This window comes from Haloferax sp. YSSS75, from assembly GCF_046764215.1.
GTDB lineage: Archaea > Halobacteriota > Halobacteria > Halobacteriales > Haloferacaceae > Haloferax.
Map to the genome: position 1 here is coordinate 905,744 of NZ_CP177206.1, position 16,339 is coordinate 922,082.

The window sequence follows — 16,339 nt, forward strand, 5'->3', positions numbered from 1 at the left end:
CGAACACCTCGCCGCAACTCACACCCTTTAGTCGCCGGCCATCGTGTCATCGAGTATGAGCCTCGACTATCGGCGACTCGGTTCGACCGGGACGCGCGTCTCCGAACTGTGTTTCGGCACGTGGCGATTCGGCCGCCGAACCGGCGGCGTCTTAGAGACCGACGAGGAGGACGCCCACGAACTCCTCGACGCGTTCGAAGAACTCGGTGGCAACTTCATCGACACCGCGAACGTCTACGGCGACCCGAACGGCACCTCCGAAGAGTACATCGGCAACTGGCTTGCAGAACGTGACCGAGAGGACTACGTCGTCGCCTCGAAGGTGTACTTCCCGTTCGACGAAGACAACCCGAACGGACGTGGCCTCTCGCGGACGCACATCCGCAACCAAATCGAGGGGACGCTCGACCGTCTCGGCACGGACTATCTCGACCTCTACTACATCCACCGCTGGGACGACGAGACGCCCATCGAAGAGACTCTCCAGACGCTCAACGCCCTCGTCGAGGAGGGCAAGGTCAACTATCTCGGTGCCTCGACGATGGCGTCGTGGCAACTCACGAAGGCGCTCTGGAAGTCCGACGTCGACGACTACGCCCGCTTCGACGTGACCCAACCGCTGTTCCACGCAGGCTACTACGAGGACGTCAAAGACTACCTCGACGTGTGTGGTGACCAGGAGATTGCAATCTGTCCGTACTCACCGCTCGCCGGCGGGTTCCTCACCGGGAAGTACGAACGCGCCGACCCGGACGACCCCTCGGCGTACGTCGCACCCGATGGCTCTCGCGGGTCGTTCGACGACCGATTCGAGCAGTTCTACCTCTCGGAACGTGGCTGGCACGTCCTCGACGAGGTTCGCGCCGTCGCCGACGAAGTCGACGCCAGTCCCGCACAGGTCGCCCTCCGATGGCTCATGGACTATCCGGAGGCGACTGTCGTCCCCATCGTCGGCGCGCGCACCGAAGAGCAACTCCGTGAGAACGTCGGCGCGGCGGACGTCGAACTCGCTACCGACCAGTGGGAGCGTATTATGAACGCCCGCTACGACGAGGAAGGGCGGCGGTGGGGCCACTGAGCGACTGGCGTCGCTGACCCTCTCTCTGTTTCGTCACGCGATTCCGAGGTCCCTGAGGAAGTCACAGACCACGTGCACGTAGAGGACGACGCCGACGAACGCGGCGAGTGGGACCGAACCCACGAGCGCCAGTCCGGCGACGGCGACACCGCCGACGAGGTGGTGTGTGAACAGACGCTTGAGGTTGAACTCGGACCCGAACTCTTCGAACACCTTCTCCTGTTCGAGTAACCCGACGCGTGGGTTCGTCACGGCGAGTCTGAGGTTGGCCCAGTCGCCGCGTTCTGCCCGCGCGAGGACGAAGTGGTCCAAGTCGATGAAGACGCTGAGGAAGGCGGCACCGACGACGAGAACCGAGAGACTGCCGGGGGGTCGAAGCGACACGCCGGCGACGACGCCGACGACTGCCCCCACGACGGCGTGTTCCAGCGACTTCACGACCCGACGTGCGGGCGGACCCGCCGAACGATTTCGTCGGGGTCGTACTCGTCTTCGGATTTGTCCCAGACGCGTTCGCCGTCGACGCTGACCGTGAGGACGCCGTGGTCACCCGTCACGAGCGCGACGCTCGCTACCTTCTGGCCGAACTGCTGGAGCAACTCGTGTTGTATCTCCTCGGCGCGTTCGAGGAAGCCACACGGGACACAGTATTCGATTTCGACAGTCGTCATACGCGTACTACCCGACGCGCGAGTAAAAACGACGGGGGCGGCGAGCGCGACTACGACCCGAATCCGGGTCGCCACCGGAGCAAGACGACGGTGACGAGGAAGACGAGCGTCGAGAGGTCGTACGAGAACGTCGACACCGTCAGCGCCAGCGCCGTCCCGCTTCCGAAGACGCTCGTCGCGAGCGACGTGAGAATCGGCCACGAACACGAGACACACGAAAAGAGGCCGACGATGCCCGAGACTGCCGCGCCCGCCGCTTCGACGACGGTGTCGTAGACGAGGAACGCGAGCGCGGCGTACCCGACGACGCGCGCCGGCATCAGGATGAGGTTGAACAGGTCGCCGCCGTAGACGAGTGCCGGCCCCCACCCCGGCGGGAGGAACGCGACACGCAGACCCTCGGTTCCGCCCGGAACGGGCGACGTCACGAGTCCGCCGGCGACGGCCAAGAGTGCGAAGTAGCCGACTGCAATCGCGGCGGCGCGTCGTTTGGTCTGTGCGGACGCGGCCGCGACACGCGTGTCGAACATGACCCAGAGGCCGACGACGACCCACGTGACGCCGTAGAGTGCGTATCGCGGGGCACCGACAGTCGCGTCGGTGAAGAGCAGATAGCCGAACGCCAGAATCAGCGTCGTGTTCACGGCGAACGCTGCGCGCAGGAGACTCGAACGCGACGGGCGGGGGAGTGCGGTTGCGGTGGCCATATCAGATGGCGAGGGTGTCGACGACGATAGCGAGGAGCAACATCCCGAGGTAGGCGTTCGAGGCGTGGAACGCGCGGAAGGCCGCCGTGTCGTCGCGTTCGTAGTGCAGACGCACCACGAAGTAGAGGAACGCGCCCCCGAAGACGACGCTCGTCAGGAGGTAGACGACGCCCAGTGCGTCCATCACCGCGAGGCCAGCGGCGGCGACGAGCGTCGCGGCCAACCACCAGAGGATGTGTTTTCGTGTCTCGGTCTCACCGCGGACGACGGGCATCATCGGGAACCCGCCGCGGGCGTAGTCGTCCTTGTACGCGAGCGCGAGGTTGTAGAAGTGCGCGGGCGTCCACAGGAAGATGACGACGGCGAGGATGACGCCGCCGAGGCCGATGTCGCCCGTCACTGCGACCCAGCCGATGAGCGCCGGGAGCGCGCCTGCCGCGCCGCCGATGACCGTGTTCTGGACGGTGTTCGGCTTCAGGATGAGCGTGTAGACGACGCTGTAGAACGCGATGGCGACGACTCCGAGGACCGCTGCCAACCAGTTGACGGACGCGAAGAGCGCGACGGAGGCGAGGGCCAACAGCAGGCCGAACGCGATTGCGTTGCGGACGGGGACGAGGTCCACCGCGAGTGGGCGGTCACTCGTCCGTTGCATCCGGCGGTCGATGTCGCGTTCGAGGACGTGATTGAACGTCCCCGACGCGCCGATAGAGAGGACACCACCGCCGAGCGTCGCCGCGATGACCTGCGGCGTGAGGCCGGGCGAGACGGTGCCGGCGAGCGTCATCGCCGCCGACGCGACGAGACAGAGGAGCCACATCAGTCGTGGCTTCATCAACTGGAAGTACGCCCACATCGTCGCTTTCGCTCGCTCGATGGGGTCTGTGGGTATCGGCGGGCGTTCGCCCGTGTCTGCCGGCGGTGCCATCGACGGCGTCTCGACGGGTCTGTCGGTAGGGTCGCCGGTCACTTCTTCGAGCGTCCACGCGAGGGCGACGAGGAGGCCACCGAAGATGGCCATCCCGACCAGAAGGTGGAGCGTCGAGAGCAGTTCACTCGCGCCGACAGTCGCGACGACTGCGCCGACGCCGGCCTGTGCTGGATAGAGTGCGGCCGATGCGGTTACGGTCGCTTTGACGCGACGTGACGCGTCGGAACGCCACGCCGCGACGAGCGTCACGAGAGCCAAGAGACCGACGAGAACGGCGGCGATGCGATGGCCGAACGCGACCCATCCGTCCATCGTCGCCGGGAGCGAAAAGCCGTCTCCGCACGCAGGCCACGCGGCACACGCGGCAGTCGCATCTGTGAGCGCCGTCGTCGCACCGACGAGAAGTAAGACGTAGACTCCCATCGCCGTCGCCGCGAGAAGGCCATGGAAGGTGTTCGAAGTGCGAGTCGTGGCCACTAAATTCACCTACAGGGTCATATGGCCGTCCTGTATTTAGGAGCCCCGCTTTTTCGGGGCGCACACCACTTGTATGCCCCCTCGATATACCGGGGTGGGTTACAAAAGAGACGGCGTGAGAGTCGGTACGCATTTATGCAGTTGTTCCTAAGTGCCGGACAGCATGAGAAAGACGCGTTTCGCGCTCGCGTCCCTGCTCGCGGCAGTCGTGATGGCGCTCGTCGCCACCCCTGCTGCAGCGCAGGCGTCCACCACTGCGGAACTCATCAACCAGTTGAACGGGAAGCTACTCTACATCGCTATCCCGATCACCGTGCTTGTCGAGGTCATCCTCATCTACACGGTCATCAAGTTCCGTAACAGCGAGCGCGCACTGCCGACAAAGGAGAACCGCCGACTCGAAATCACGTGGACCATCGCCACCGCCATCATCCTGCTGTTCGTCGGTGTGGCTTCCTACGGCGTGCTGGCCAACGAGGACGTCACCTACCAGGGCAACGACATCGACGCGAGCGAGGACCCCGTCGTCGTCACGGCAGAGGCCTACCAGTGGGGCTGGAACATGTACTACCCCGAGGAAGGTAACTTCACGTCGGGTACCGAAATCGTCATCCCGAAAGACAGGCCCGTCTACATTCAGGTGACATCGACGGACGTGATACACGGCTTCCACGTCCCGGAACTCGCGCTCAAACAGGACGCGATGCCCGGCCAGACGTACACTATCAAGACCGTCGCGACGGAGGAAGGAACCTACCAGGGCTACTGTACTGAGTACTGCGGTGTCGCCCACTCGCAGATGTACTTCACCGTCGAAGTCGTCTCCGACGAAGAGTACCAAGACTGGCTCGACGAACAGCAGTCGAGCGAATAGGCGTCTCTCTTTTTCCACCATCTCTCCTCGGCGAGTGACGTCGCCGTCGCTCGCGAATCAATCGAGTGCCTCGGGACGACCGGTCGCGCTGGCGTTCGACCGTCAGCAGCGACGCTCGACGATACGGTCGATGATGCGCCCCGTCGAGAGAATCTCGCCGTCGAACGCGGGGTCACGCGGCGTCGCGCGAGCGACTTCACAGTCGATACCGCGCTCTGCGAGAGCGGATTTGATTGCCGTTTCGTCGTGGTGCTGGTCGTAGCCGAGGACGATGATGCTCGGGTCTATCTCTTCAATGGGGACGAAGATGTCGTCGGGGTGGCCGAGGTGTGCTTCGTCGACGACGTCGAGGGCGGCGACCATGTCGCGTCGCTGTCGGTCGTCCAGTATCGGTTTGGGTTTGTGCGTCACGTTCTTCTTGCGGGCGATGATGACGTGTAGTTCGTCACCCATCGCTTTCGCGTCCGAGAGGTAGTGGACGTGCCCGGGGTGGAGGATGTCGAAGGTGCCCTGTGCGATGACCCGTCTCATCGGTTTAGCTCCTCGTCGATATCTTCCTGCGTGAAGTCGAAGAACGATTCGGGGTCCGGAAGGTCGACGTTGTAGACCGGCAGGTCACGTGGCTCGCCGGACTGGTCGAACACCTCCCAGTCGTTCGGGCCGTACGGATGCCCCATGATGATGTGTGCGGTCCCACTGCCGAAGGTGTCCAGGTCGGCGTCGCTCGGTCGAAGGACGCCGTTCGGGTGGGAGTGAATCGACCCGACGGCCCGGAAGTCGTTCGGGACGAGGTCGTTCCTGACAGTCGCACTGTAGGGGTCAGAGACGGTCCCCGGGATGACGAGGACGTCCGTCACGAGGAGTCCGTCACGGTCGAGTCCGAATCGTGCGGCGTCTTCGCCTCTGAGGAGACCCATATACTCGTTGGGATGCGTCTCCGTGGCGGATTCGAGCGCGAAATCGAGGGTATCGGCGGCGATGCCGATTACCTCCCGCGACCGGAAGAGTCGCATACCGATTCGTCCGCGGGCGCTCCATCTAAGGGTTCCGGATGGCAGGTCGAATTCGACGGCGACCCCAGACGGTGCTGTCGAATCACCGGCGCCGTCCGACCCGTGAACGCAGTCGGGTCGTCACTCGGATACTGTGACGGAGGCTTCGAAGTCCTGTTCGCTCCGCTCGCCGATATCTTCGGCGACGGTGAATCCGTAGTCGTACACGCCTGGGTCGGCGTCGGACGCGACGTGGACCGGGACGCGAAGCGTGACGGCCGTGCAGTCGTCCCAGAGCCAAATCGGTGGACAGGAGTCCGCCTGCGCGTCTATCGGAGGTCGCTTCTCGACGTCGCCGAACCGAACTGGCGCGTCGGTGCCCCCGCACGTGTACAGTCGCGTGTCGAATCTGAACGCGGTGACTCCGGTCACCGTTATCTCGAACACCGTCGAGTCGCCCGGCGAAACCGACGGTTCTTCGACGTCGGGAGTCGGTGGCCACTCTCCGTCCGTACACGACGGCCGACTCCCGAGGCACCCACTCGCGAATCCGGATACCGCGAGACAGGTTCCAGCGAGGAACTCTCGTCGATTCATACGTATCGGCTGTTCGGGGCGGCGAGCGCCCTCCACGGAATCCTTCGGTCCGGGGTCCCTTGGTATTTCACCCGACAGGAGCAGTCCGGGGCGAATCAGAACCCTCCGTCGTCGTCGTCACACCCAGTCGAGTCGTGGTGGCGCTCACGAGACGCTTTTGTAAAGCTTAACACCAACCCCTGACCTAGCGAGACTATGAGTGACGAGCACGCCGGGGATTCCGGCGCCGACTCGGGTCCGAATTCGGACTCACGACCTATCGTCTACGATTTAGCACCGAACTGTACCGTCGAAGACACTGAACCGGACGCGCACTACCACGCCGTCGTCAACGGCGTCGTGGAGTATGGCATCTTCGTCGATATCTCTGATTCCGTCTCCGGCCTCATCCACGAGTCGAACCTCTCTGCGGATTACGAGGTTGGTGACCGTCTGGTCGTCCGACTGGACGAGGTTCGAGAGAACGGCGACATCGCGTTCGTCGAAGACACGCCGGACAACTACCGCACGCTGACGGTCGACCACGAACCGACCATCACGCCCATCGCCGACCTCTCGGTCGGTGAGAGTGCGACTATCGAGGGCATCGTCTCCCAAATCAAGCAGACCGGCGGTCCGACCGTCTTCCGCATCGCCGACGACTCGGGCATCATCGCCGCCGCCGCGTTCGAAGAGGCGGGCGTCCGTGCGTTCCCCCACGTCGAACTCGACGACGTCATCCGCATGAACGGAACCGTCGAAGACCACGAGGGAACGCGGCAACTCGAAGTCGATGGCCTGTCGGTCCTCGAAGGCGAGAAAGCCGAGGCGGCGCGCGAGCGCATCGACGCCGCCGTCGACGAACTCGCCGAACCCGAAGACGTCGACCCACTCGTCGAGTGGCCCGCGTTCGAGAAACTCCGTTCGGACCTCGAAGACGTGGCTCGACTCCTGCGCAAGACGGTCCTCGAAGGCCGCCCCATTCGCGTCCGTCACCACGCAGACGGTGACGGCATGTGTGCCGCAGTCCCCGTCCAACTGGCGCTCGAACGGTTCATCACCGAGGTCCACGACGACCCGGACGCCCCGCGGCACCTGTTCAAGCGCCTGCCGAGTAAGGCACCGTTCTACGAGATGGAGGACGTGACGCGCGACCTGAACTTCGCACTGGAGGGTCGCGCCCGCCACGGCCAGCGACTCCCCTTCCTCCTCATGCTCGACAACGGGTCGACCGAAGAGGACGTCCCCGCCTACGAGAACCTCGCTCACTACGACGTGCCAATCGCCGTCGTCGACCACCACCACCCCGACCCCGAGGCGGTCAACCCGCTTCTCGACGCCCACGTCAACCCGTACCTCCACGACGAGGACTACCGCATCACGACGGGGATGATGTGTGTCGAACTCGCGCGGATGATTCACCCCGACGTGACCGACGACTTGCGCCACGTCCCGGCCGTCGCCGGCCTCTCGGACCGCTCGAAGGCCGAGGTCATGGACGACTACATCGCGCTGGCCGAAGCGGAGGGCTACGACCGCGAGCAACTCCTCGACGTGGGTGAAGCGCTCGACTACGCCGCCCACTGGCTTCGCTACAACGACGGCGCGTCCATCGTCAACGACGTGCTCAACGTCGGGTGTGACGACGAGAACCGCCACCGCGAACTCGTCGAGTTCCTCTCGTCTCGCGCCGAACGCGACGTGGAACGCCAACTCGACGCGGCCGAACCCCACCTCGAACACGAACGCCTCGACAGTGGTGCGAACCTCTACCGCATCGACCTCGACAAGTGGGCTCACCGCTTTACCTACCCGGCACCGGGCAAGACGACGGGGAAACTCCACGACCTGAAGGTCCAGGAGACGGGCGAACCGGTCATCACCATCGGCTACGGTCCCGACTTCGCCGTCCTTCGGTCCGACGGCGTCCGCCTCGACATCCCGCGGATGGTCGCCGAACTGAACGAGGAAGTCGTCGGCGGCGGCGTCTCCGGTGGCGGCCACCTCGTCGTCGGGTCTATCAAGTTCGTCAGCGGCATGCGCGAGGAAGTCATCGAGACGCTCGTCGAGAAGATGGCCGAAGCGGATATCGACGAAGAACTCTCGACGACGGCGTAAGCCGGCGTTCGACCCGAATTTTCATCTTTCGAACTCCACCCGTCTGAGCGCCGCCAGTCCGACGAAGACTGCGAGTGCCGCCGCACCGACGAGTGTCGGTCGGACCCCGCGGTTGCTCGCGTCCCAGTCGCGTTCGAACACCTGTCGGTAGTACGCCGCTGCCGCCGGGTCCGCGATGGCGACGGAGAGTTCTCGGTTCTGTGTGGCCGAATGCGAATTCCAGTTGAGACTGCCGACGACGACAGTATCGTCCGCGACGACTCCCTTCGCGTGAACCGCCCCGTAACGACCGGCAGGACGGGCGAGTCGAACCGACAGTGGATGTCCGGTGCTGTCGGCCCATCGGTTCAACCGGTCGGCCAGTTCGCGGTTCTCGTCTTCGACGTACCACGCGCTCCCGAGGAGGAGGCGGACGCGGACGCCTCGTCTCGCCGCCCGTTTTAGTGCGAGGACGAACTGCCCCTCGGCCTCGACACTGGGTTGTATCACGTCGATTCGACGCTCTGCAGTGTCGAGTCGGGTGACGACTGCCCGTCGAGCGTTGTCCGGGGCGCGGATGACCGAGAACCCGTCGGCGTGGAGCGTCAGTGGGGCGACACGGGAGGGGTACGACCCGTTCGCGCTCTCGGTGACGACGAACTCCCGACCGATTCGGTACGACTCCCACGATTTGGTCGCAGGCAGTCCTGCGTCGTCGACGAACGTCCTCGCGAGGTCCGACGCGACGGCAGGCGAGGAGACGACGAGGCCCCACCCGCGACTCTTCTTCCCACCGGTTCCGGCCGGTTTCCAGTTTTCCGTGGTGACGAGCGCCTCATCGTCGCTGACGGCGTACTTCGCGTGGTGAAACGAGTGTGGGTCGCCGACGACGCGGACGGTGACGCCGGCGGCGACGAGTCTATCGAGGATGCGTGCAGAGGCCCGTGGAAACCCGCCGACTGGTGCGTCGTCGACGAGTACTTCGACGCGGACGCCTCGTTCGTGTGCCGCCACGAGTTCGTCGGCGACGCGCGGTGACGAGACGACGTAGCCAGCGACGAGCAGTCGCTCGTCGGCACTCCGGAGCGTCTCCAGCGGGACGGGAGGAGAGTCCGGAAGGACGAACAGTGTCGCGTTCGCGGACCCGTGGGTGGTGACGGGTCGGCGCGGAAGGGCCCGCGGCCACCACGTCCACCTGCCGTCGCGTCGTTCGAGACGCTGGCCCTCTCGACTGCGTTCGTAGACGAGTCGGTCGGTGACACCGCCGTCGACACTGAGCGTGACCGTTTCGCCACTGTTCGAGAGGGCGAGGCCGGGTGAGACGACGGGGTAGTCGGTGAGATTCGCGGTGGCGTCGGGCGTCGCGCTGACGGCGACTGGCCCGCCGGGCGCGACGAACGAGACGCGTTGTTCGCCGTCGTCGAGGGTGAGACGTGCGCCTTCCGGTGCGCGAACGACGACGAACTCACCGCTGTCGTCGGGCGTCGTCGGGTCCGGGAAGGCGGCGACGATGCGGGCGTCGGGGGCGTCGCTGGTGGTTGCCGTGGGCGTTGGCGTGTCGGTGGCAGTCGCTATCGGGGCGGGTGCGACGGCGGCGACGAGGAGAACGGCGAGGGCGACCCGATGGAACACACTCGGCGGTGGTCCCGTGATAATACAAAAAGGTTCGCGGGCGTCGTCGTCCGCCGCGACTCACGAGGACCGGGTCTCTCCTCAGCGTTCGACCCGGAGTCCCTCGATACCGACGTCGAATTTTATCAGACTCGGAGTCGGTTCTTCGAACTGCGAGGTCAACGCGAGGTTGACGACGAACACCGTCTCACGCTGGCCGTCTGCGGCACCGAACGTCACGTCGGCGGGTTGGTCGAGAATCGGGGGGGACTCCTGACTCGCGGGTTCAGTGGTGGTCTCTCCTTCTGCAGTGGTCGTCTCGTTTGCGGTCGTAGTGGTCTCGTTTGCAGTGGTAGTCGCGTTCGTGGTAGTCGTCGTCTCCCCTTCGGTCGTCGTCTCATTCGCAGTGGTGGTCTCCACTTCGGTAGTGGTCGTCTCGTTGGCGGTCGTAGTCGCGTTCGTGGTAGTCGTCGTCTCGTTTGCAGACGTGGTGGTCGTCTCCGCTCCACCCTCCATCTCGTTTTCGGCGAGTACTTCGACATCCCCGTCGGGCGAGATGCGGAGAATTTGATTGGCCCCGTTGTCGGCGACGTAGAGGTTCTCGTCGACGTCCATGGCGAGGCCGTCCGGGGCGACGAGTCCGTCGACGAACACTTCGGGTTCGCCCGGGTTTCCGAACGAATCGACCGGAATCTCGACGATAGTTCCTTTCCCGCTGTTGGCGACGTAGAGGGTGTCTTTGTTCTCTGTGAACTGGAGTCCGTTCGGGCCGAACTGCGGGCCGCCGGCGGTGGGTGCCGGTGGGACGAGCGGACCGCTCGGGAAGTCGTCCGGGTCACCGTCCCACAGTTCACCGGCCCACACCTCCGTCCTCCCTTTTTTGACTTCCCAGATGACACCGCTGAAGCTATCGGTGACGAGCAACGAGTGTTCGAGCAGCGTGATGTCGTTGGGGAACGACGGAAAGTCCTCGACACCGCTCGAAATCTCTGCGTAGAGTTCGTACTCGCCGTCGTCGTCGATTTCGTACACGCCGTTCGTCTCGGCGTCCTCCGAACTCGACAGGTCACTCACGAACGCCGAGTACAACCTCCCGTTCGGGTCGTATTCGAGGCCTGTCGGCCCGACGAGGAACTCTTCTGTCGAGTCGAACTGGACGAACGGTGGGTCGACAGGTTCGTCGTCAGACCCGAACTTCCAGATTTGTGCCTGCGTCGGGACGCTCACGTACTTGGCACCCCACGGTGAGGCCGCGACGTTCTCCGGAAGTTGACCGAACGGCGGCTCCTGCGGTGAACCTTCAGGGGGCTCGAACTCGTAGACGAGTTCCAGTTCGCCGACGTCACTCGACGCTTCGTCTGACTGTGCCGATATTATTGTCGCCCCGCCAGCGAGTACTACTCCGGTTGCGCCGAGTGACTTCAGTGCCGCTCTCCGCGATAGCTCTGTTCTCATGTCTGTTAGCACCATCATGTGCCACCCAGTTCGGAGTCGTCACGTGACGCTCCGAGGGGTGTTCAGGGAGTCCTACAATTCCTTGTTGGTTTGTTATATCTGAAATAAAGCAGACGGACTGGTCGAGTGGTAAGGGTGGAATACTGATATCTTCCTTATCGATATGTTAATCCACACTGTCAGCAGGACGAACACAGGAACGGACGTCCTCTGTTACGTCGGCGTTAATCGAACGCCCACGCTAGGGAGTCGTCGGTAGTCGAAACAGTCGGTCGAACGAGAGTACGCGGGGGTGACGGACCCGCGTGTTCAGACCGTCGCTTCGGGTTCGGACTTCCCGTCGCCGAGCGACTCGGCGGCGAGTTCGGCCTCGCGCTGGACGAGGTACGACCGGTCGTCGACGTATTCGGCGGCCGCTTCGAGTGCCGTCTCGGTGCCAATCTGGCGGAGTGCCCACGCGGCGCTCGCTCGGACGGAGTCGACGTCGTCGTCGGCGACGACGTCCGTGAGCGGTTCGACGGCGCGAGTGTCGCCGAGGAGGCCCAGTGCGCGTGCGGCGGCGGAGCGAACGTTCTCGTTTTCGGTGACGAGTTTGTTCGCGAGCGGTTGGGTGGCTTCTTCGGAGCCGATTTCGCCGAGTGCCTTGAACACGACTTTCTGCAGCGCCGGGTCGCTGTCGGTGTCGGCGTAGTCGATGAGCATCTCGACACCCTCTTCAGCACCCATCTTGCCGATTGCCTTGATTGCGCCCTTGTTGCGGCGCTTCGCCTGCGGTTGGACTGCGTCGTACGCAGCGGGGTCGTTCATGCGCGTGAACGCCTCGATGCAGTACTCCTCCATGAAGCCAGACTGGAAGCTCTCGAAGGCGAGCGCAATCATCTCGACGTTGCCGCGCTTCTCGTGTTCTTTGAGCGCGGAGAGCTCCGGCGGGTAGTCCTTGTAGTGGCCGAGCACGTCGTAGAAGCCTTGTGCCTGGAGCTTCTCGCGCGTCTCGAGGTCGTCCCATTCCTGTGCGTCGTCGAGGCCGTCGGTGAGGCCGTCGGTAACCTCGATGAGGTCCGCGATGGTCTCTGCGTCGTCGTCGGCGTCGAGCGCGGCCGACTCGATGGCCGAGATAGCGTCGTCGATGGCGGCGGTCAGGTCGGTCTCTTCTTCGCCGTCGACAGAGACGCCGGCGTCGAGGACGCCGTTGAAGTCGTCTGCGAACGCTTCGACTGCCGCGACGATTTCGCCGTCACCCTGTTCGGTCCAGCGCGTGTCCGTGATGGTGGCCTTCGCTTCTTCGAGGGTCTCGATAGCGTCTTCCCCGTAGGGGCCACGCTGGGATTCGAGTTCGTCGCGAAGGTCGGACAGCTTCGAGGTGAGTTCCTCGGCAGGGTCGTCCTCGTCTTCGTCGTCGGGTTCTGGCAGGTCTGCGGCCTCGATGTCCGCGTCTATCTCGTCGAGCGTCGCTTCGACCTCGTCGAGGTCGGCTTCGGTTTCGGCCGCTTCGAGCGCCTCCTGTGCCTCGCCGAGGCGTTCGTCGAGGCTCTCGGGCGAGAGTTCCGTCGTATCGTCGTCCCCGTCACTCATATGCCGGAACTGCGTTCGTCTGTAAAAAGAGCGTTTCCCTTCGCTTCGCCCGTCGGTGTCGAGCCGAGTCGAAAGATTGCCTCGATTGCGAGTATTTTTTCCACAGGGCGTCGTCTGTAGGGTCGTGACTGGCCCCACCGTCGCAGTTCCACAGTTATCCCTCTCGGACCTCGACAGCGAAGCGAACGAAGCCGCCATCCGTGACCGGGCGGCGTCGTTGCCCGAAGCTGTCGATATCGCCATCTTTCCCGAGTACGCGCTGACGGGGTTCGTCGCGGACTCCCGCGCGTACAGCGGCGCGGTGACGCGCGACCACGCGACTGAGTTTCTCACCTCGGTTGCCGCCGACAACGAGTTCGATGTCCTCGCCGGCTATCTCGAACGCGACGGCGACGCGCTCTACAACGCCGCCGCGTACGTCCGGCCCGACGGGACCACCGACGTCTACCGAAAGCGGCACCTCTGGGGTGACGAAGCGTCTGTCGTCACGCCCGGCGAGGAACTCGTCGTCGTCGACACGCCGGCGGGGAAGACCGGTCTGCTCACCTGCTACGACCTGAACTTCGTCGGCGACAGCGCGGCCCTGACCGACGAACGCATCGACGCGCTGTTCGTCGTCGGCGCGTGGCCCGCCGCCCACTCGGAGAACTGGCGGTTGCTCTGTCGCGCCCGCGCGCTCGACGGCGTTCGATGGCTGGTCGGCGCGGGCCGAACCGGCGGTGGGACCGTCCCGGGTGCTGCCGAAACCGAGTACGCCGGCCGCTCACTCGTCGTCAGACCCGACGGCGTCGTCGCCGCGGCACTGAACCGAGACGAACGTGACCTCGTGTGGACGCTCGACAGGGACGTCCTCGACGAACAACGCGAGTTCGTCGGGTCGGTCGAGTAATCGAAAACCGGTCTGCATCTCCGGAATCGAGTGGGGTTTTGTCGTCGCCGTCTTATCACGAACAATGACTGACTCGCTCTTTAGTTCACTCTCGCTCCGGGGGACGGAGCTCTCGAACCGTATCATGGTCTCGCCGATGTGCCAGTACTCTTCGACCGATGGCCTCGCGAACGACTGGCACCTCGTCCACCTCGGGAGTCGAGCGGTCGGTGGTGCGAGTATCGTGATGACCGAAGCGACGGCCGTCTCTCCCGAGGGCCGCATCTCGCCGAACGACCTGGGCATCTGGAGCGACGAACACGCCGAAGCGCTCGAACGAACCACGACGTTCGTGAAGTCGATGGACAGCGTCCCCGCGATTCAACTCGCACACGCGGGGCGGAAAGGAAGCAAGTCGCGGCCGTGGGACGGGAGCGAACCGGTGTTCCCCGACGAGGGTGGCTGGAATCCCGTCGCACCGAGCGACGTGCCGTGGCCCTACGAGGGCGACGCGCCCGAACTCCACGAACTCTCGACAGAGGAAGTCGGCGACGTCGTCGAGGAGTTCCGCGTCGCCGCCGAACGCGCCCTCGACGCCGGGTTCGAAATCGCAGAGGTCCACGCGGCCCACGGCTACCTCCTCCACGAGTTTCTCTCGCCCGTCACCAACCACCGCGACGACGAGTACGGGGGGTCGTTCGAGAACCGCACGCGCATCGTGCGCGAGGCCACCGAAGCGGTCCGCGACGTGTGGCCCGACGACAAACCCGTGTTCGTCCGCATCTCGGCGACTGACTGGTTAGACGACCGGGAGTCGTGGGACCTCGACCAATCGGTCCGTCTCTCTGCGGCCCTCGGCGAACTCGGTGCCGACCTTATCGACGTGAGCGCAGGCGGCCTCCACCCCGACCAGCAGCTTCCGAACACAGGTCCCGGCTATCAGGTCCCGTACGCCGAGCTCATCCGCGAGGAGACTGGCCTTCGGGTCGGCGCTGTCGGCGGGATTCGAACGGCACGACACGCCGACGAAATCGTTCGAAACGGCCGCGCGGACCTCGCTATCGTCGGGCGCGAACACCTCCGGGACCCCTACTTCGCGCTCCACGCCGCACAGGAACTCGACGCGGACGCCGAGTGGCCGCCGCAGTACCGACGCGCCGTCCCTCGTCGGTAACGACCACTCTCCCCCTCGAAGGCTTATCCCCGATGCGGCCCAACAGTGACGTATGAGCGACCGACGACGGGACGAAGACATCCTCGGCGTGTTGGACGAACTCGGGGAGACACTCGAGGAACTCGGGACCGAACTCCGGGAAGAACGTGACCGAGAGGTTCGCGACCGGTTCCGAACCCCGCGCCCGCCGACGTTCGGTGAGGTGATGCGCTTTACCGAGTCGTACACGCTTCCGACCATCATCGCCGTCCTCGAAGCGACCATCGCGTCGCTCGAACTGCTTCGCCGTCTCATCCGCCTGTCGGACCCCGGACGGGCGATGGAGGACGCCCGCAGAGGGACCGAAGACCAACTCCGTGGCGTCCCACGGACCGCAGTCACGGGTGTCGAACGCGCACTCGACGAACTTCGGCGGGCGCTCTCTGAGGCGGACCTCCCGTCGAACTCCGACGCCCGAGACATCATGGTACACGCCCGGTCGCTCGCGGACGAACTCGACGCGCGAATCAGCGAAGCGGAGCGCGAACGCGGTTCTCGTGAACGCCGCTGGCGCGACGACGAAACTCGGTTCGAGTCGGGATGGCGACAACGTTCGAACAGACGGGAATCTCGGGTGCGCGACACCGAACCGGTCAGAATCGACGTGACCGAAGAAGGGTCTGACCTCGGTGACGGCGGTGAGAGCGACGACTCACCGCAGGTGGACGTCGATGCCGAACTGGAGTCGATAAAACGCGAAGTGAAGGGCGACGACGAGGACGACGAGGACGAACCGAGCGACTACTGAGGCGCGCCGAATTCGATTCTGTAGAGACCGGAGAGCCACCCAGCGAGCGCCAGCAGTGCGATTCCGGCGGCACCGGTCACGAGTACGGGCGTCGTCTGCATCGTCGAGACGAGGACGCTCACCGCGAACAGGAGCGAGATAGTCCCAACGATAGCGAGCGCGCCCGCCGCGCCGAGTCGCCACTGCGGGAGGTCTGTCTTGCGCGACACCGCCCGAACAGCGTGTGCGACTGCCGCGCTGAGGACACCGAGTCCGAGGAGGTACGCGGCGAACAGCACGTCGTAGTTGGCCCCAGCAGAGCCAAATGTGACTTCTATCAGGTCGAATCCGACGATGAGGAGGTAGGTCGGAATCTGGAGGGGTTGGAACTGGATGCCGTACCCGAGGAGGTACAGTCCGGCTAATACCGCGGTGGCGACTACCGCGTCGCGGGCGAAGGTAACCTGCTGGGTTCGGTTCATACGAGACG

At 64.6% G+C, this 16,339-nt stretch carries 17 protein-coding genes; 6 read left to right on the plus strand and 11 right to left on the minus strand.

What is annotated here, in order from left to right; all coding sequences use genetic code 11:
- Positions 1-55: 55 nt before the first annotated feature.
- Entirely contained in the window at positions 56-1,078 is a 1,023-nt protein-coding gene (locus ACK3R5_RS04740; RefSeq protein WP_411968220.1) for an aldo/keto reductase, read from the plus strand.
- A gap of 33 nt (positions 1,079-1,111) precedes the next feature.
- Here ACK3R5_RS04740 and ACK3R5_RS04745 read toward each other — a convergent pair whose 3' ends face one another.
- From ACK3R5_RS04745 to cyoE, 4 genes are read right to left on the minus strand one after another with little or no spacing between them, the layout of a single operon-like run.
- On the minus strand, positions 1,112-1,516 hold the full coding sequence (locus tag ACK3R5_RS04745; RefSeq protein ID WP_411968221.1) for a metal-dependent hydrolase: 405 nt from the start codon (positions 1,514-1,516) through the stop codon (positions 1,112-1,114).
- Positions 1,513-1,749: a SelT/SelW/SelH family protein gene (locus ACK3R5_RS04750; protein WP_411962917.1), complete on the minus strand. Its 237-nt coding sequence runs from the start codon at positions 1,747-1,749 to the stop codon at positions 1,513-1,515. The genes ACK3R5_RS04745 and ACK3R5_RS04750 overlap by 4 nt, the downstream gene beginning before the upstream one ends.
- A 50-nt stretch (positions 1,750-1,799) precedes the next feature.
- Positions 1,800-2,456 carry a hypothetical protein gene (locus ACK3R5_RS04755; RefSeq protein WP_411968222.1) on the minus strand — a complete coding sequence of 219 codons (657 nt, stop codon included), beginning with the start codon at positions 2,454-2,456 and terminating at the stop codon, positions 1,800-1,802.
- A gap of 1 nt (position 2,457) precedes the next feature.
- Complete coding sequence (cyoE, locus tag ACK3R5_RS04760) at positions 2,458-3,864, minus strand: heme o synthase (protein ID WP_411968223.1); 1,407 nt, start codon at positions 3,862-3,864, stop codon at positions 2,458-2,460.
- Positions 3,865-4,027: 163 nt separating this feature from the next.
- Here cyoE and coxB point away from each other — a divergent pair, with 163 nt between their 5' ends.
- Entirely contained in the window at positions 4,028-4,738 is a 711-nt protein-coding gene (gene coxB / locus ACK3R5_RS04765) for a cytochrome c oxidase subunit II (protein ID WP_411962920.1), read from the plus strand.
- A gap of 102 nt (positions 4,739-4,840) precedes the next feature.
- Here coxB and ACK3R5_RS04770 read toward each other — a convergent pair whose 3' ends face one another.
- The 3 genes from ACK3R5_RS04770 to ACK3R5_RS04780 all read right to left on the minus strand — a co-directional run bounded on the left by ACK3R5_RS04770 (position 4,841) and on the right by ACK3R5_RS04780 (position 6,327).
- Entirely contained in the window at positions 4,841-5,269 is a 429-nt protein-coding gene (locus ACK3R5_RS04770; protein ID WP_411962921.1) for an adenylyltransferase/cytidyltransferase family protein, read from the minus strand.
- Complete coding sequence (locus ACK3R5_RS04775) at positions 5,266-5,751, minus strand: Mov34/MPN/PAD-1 family protein (protein WP_411962922.1); 486 nt, start codon at positions 5,749-5,751, stop codon at positions 5,266-5,268. The genes ACK3R5_RS04770 and ACK3R5_RS04775 overlap by 4 nt, the downstream gene beginning before the upstream one ends.
- Positions 5,752-5,871: 120 nt before the next feature.
- Positions 5,872-6,327, minus strand: coding sequence for a hypothetical protein (locus ACK3R5_RS04780; protein WP_411968224.1), 456 nt, complete (start codon positions 6,325-6,327; stop codon positions 5,872-5,874).
- Positions 6,328-6,522: 195 nt separating this feature from the next.
- On the opposite strand from ACK3R5_RS04780, the gene ACK3R5_RS04785 reads away from it, so the two are divergent.
- Positions 6,523-8,424, plus strand: a complete 1,902-nt coding sequence (locus ACK3R5_RS04785) for a DHH family phosphoesterase (RefSeq protein WP_411968225.1) — start codon at positions 6,523-6,525, stop codon at positions 8,422-8,424.
- 21 nt (positions 8,425-8,445) lie between these two features.
- Here ACK3R5_RS04785 and ACK3R5_RS04790 read toward each other — a convergent pair whose 3' ends face one another.
- The 3 genes from ACK3R5_RS04790 to ACK3R5_RS04800 form a co-directional block, all read right to left on the minus strand.
- A complete protein-coding gene (locus tag ACK3R5_RS04790) occupies positions 8,446-10,035 on the minus strand; it encodes a phospholipase D-like domain-containing protein (protein ID WP_411968227.1) in 1,590 nt (529 codons plus the stop codon).
- Positions 10,036-10,116: 81 nt separating this feature from the next.
- Positions 10,117-11,469 (minus strand): SMP-30/gluconolactonase/LRE family protein, encoded by a 1,353-nt coding sequence (locus tag ACK3R5_RS04795; protein WP_411968228.1) that lies wholly within the window; start codon positions 11,467-11,469, stop codon positions 10,117-10,119.
- 309 nt (positions 11,470-11,778) lie between these two features.
- Positions 11,779-13,041, minus strand: a complete 1,263-nt coding sequence (locus tag ACK3R5_RS04800) for a HEAT repeat domain-containing protein (RefSeq protein ID WP_411962927.1) — start codon at positions 13,039-13,041, stop codon at positions 11,779-11,781.
- A gap of 124 nt (positions 13,042-13,165) precedes the next feature.
- Between ACK3R5_RS04800 and ACK3R5_RS04805 the strand changes: the two genes are divergently transcribed.
- The 3 genes from ACK3R5_RS04805 to ACK3R5_RS04815 all read left to right on the plus strand — a co-directional run bounded on the left by ACK3R5_RS04805 (position 13,166) and on the right by ACK3R5_RS04815 (position 15,870).
- Positions 13,166-13,930 (plus strand): carbon-nitrogen hydrolase family protein, encoded by a 765-nt coding sequence (locus ACK3R5_RS04805; protein WP_411968229.1) that lies wholly within the window; start codon positions 13,166-13,168, stop codon positions 13,928-13,930.
- A gap of 64 nt (positions 13,931-13,994) precedes the next feature.
- A complete protein-coding gene (locus tag ACK3R5_RS04810) occupies positions 13,995-15,083 on the plus strand; it encodes an NADH:flavin oxidoreductase/NADH oxidase (protein WP_411968230.1) in 1,089 nt (362 codons plus the stop codon).
- 52 nt (positions 15,084-15,135) lie between these two features.
- On the plus strand, positions 15,136-15,870 hold the full coding sequence (locus ACK3R5_RS04815) for a hypothetical protein (RefSeq protein ID WP_411968231.1): 735 nt from the start codon (positions 15,136-15,138) through the stop codon (positions 15,868-15,870).
- On the opposite strand, the gene ACK3R5_RS04820 is transcribed toward ACK3R5_RS04815, so the two are convergent.
- The gene (locus tag ACK3R5_RS04820) at positions 15,864-16,331 is read right to left on the minus strand and encodes a hypothetical protein (RefSeq protein ID WP_411968232.1); all 468 of its coding nucleotides are present in this window, start codon (positions 16,329-16,331) and stop codon (positions 15,864-15,866) included. The genes ACK3R5_RS04815 and ACK3R5_RS04820 overlap by 7 nt on opposite strands.
- Positions 16,332-16,339 lie beyond the last annotated feature (8 nt).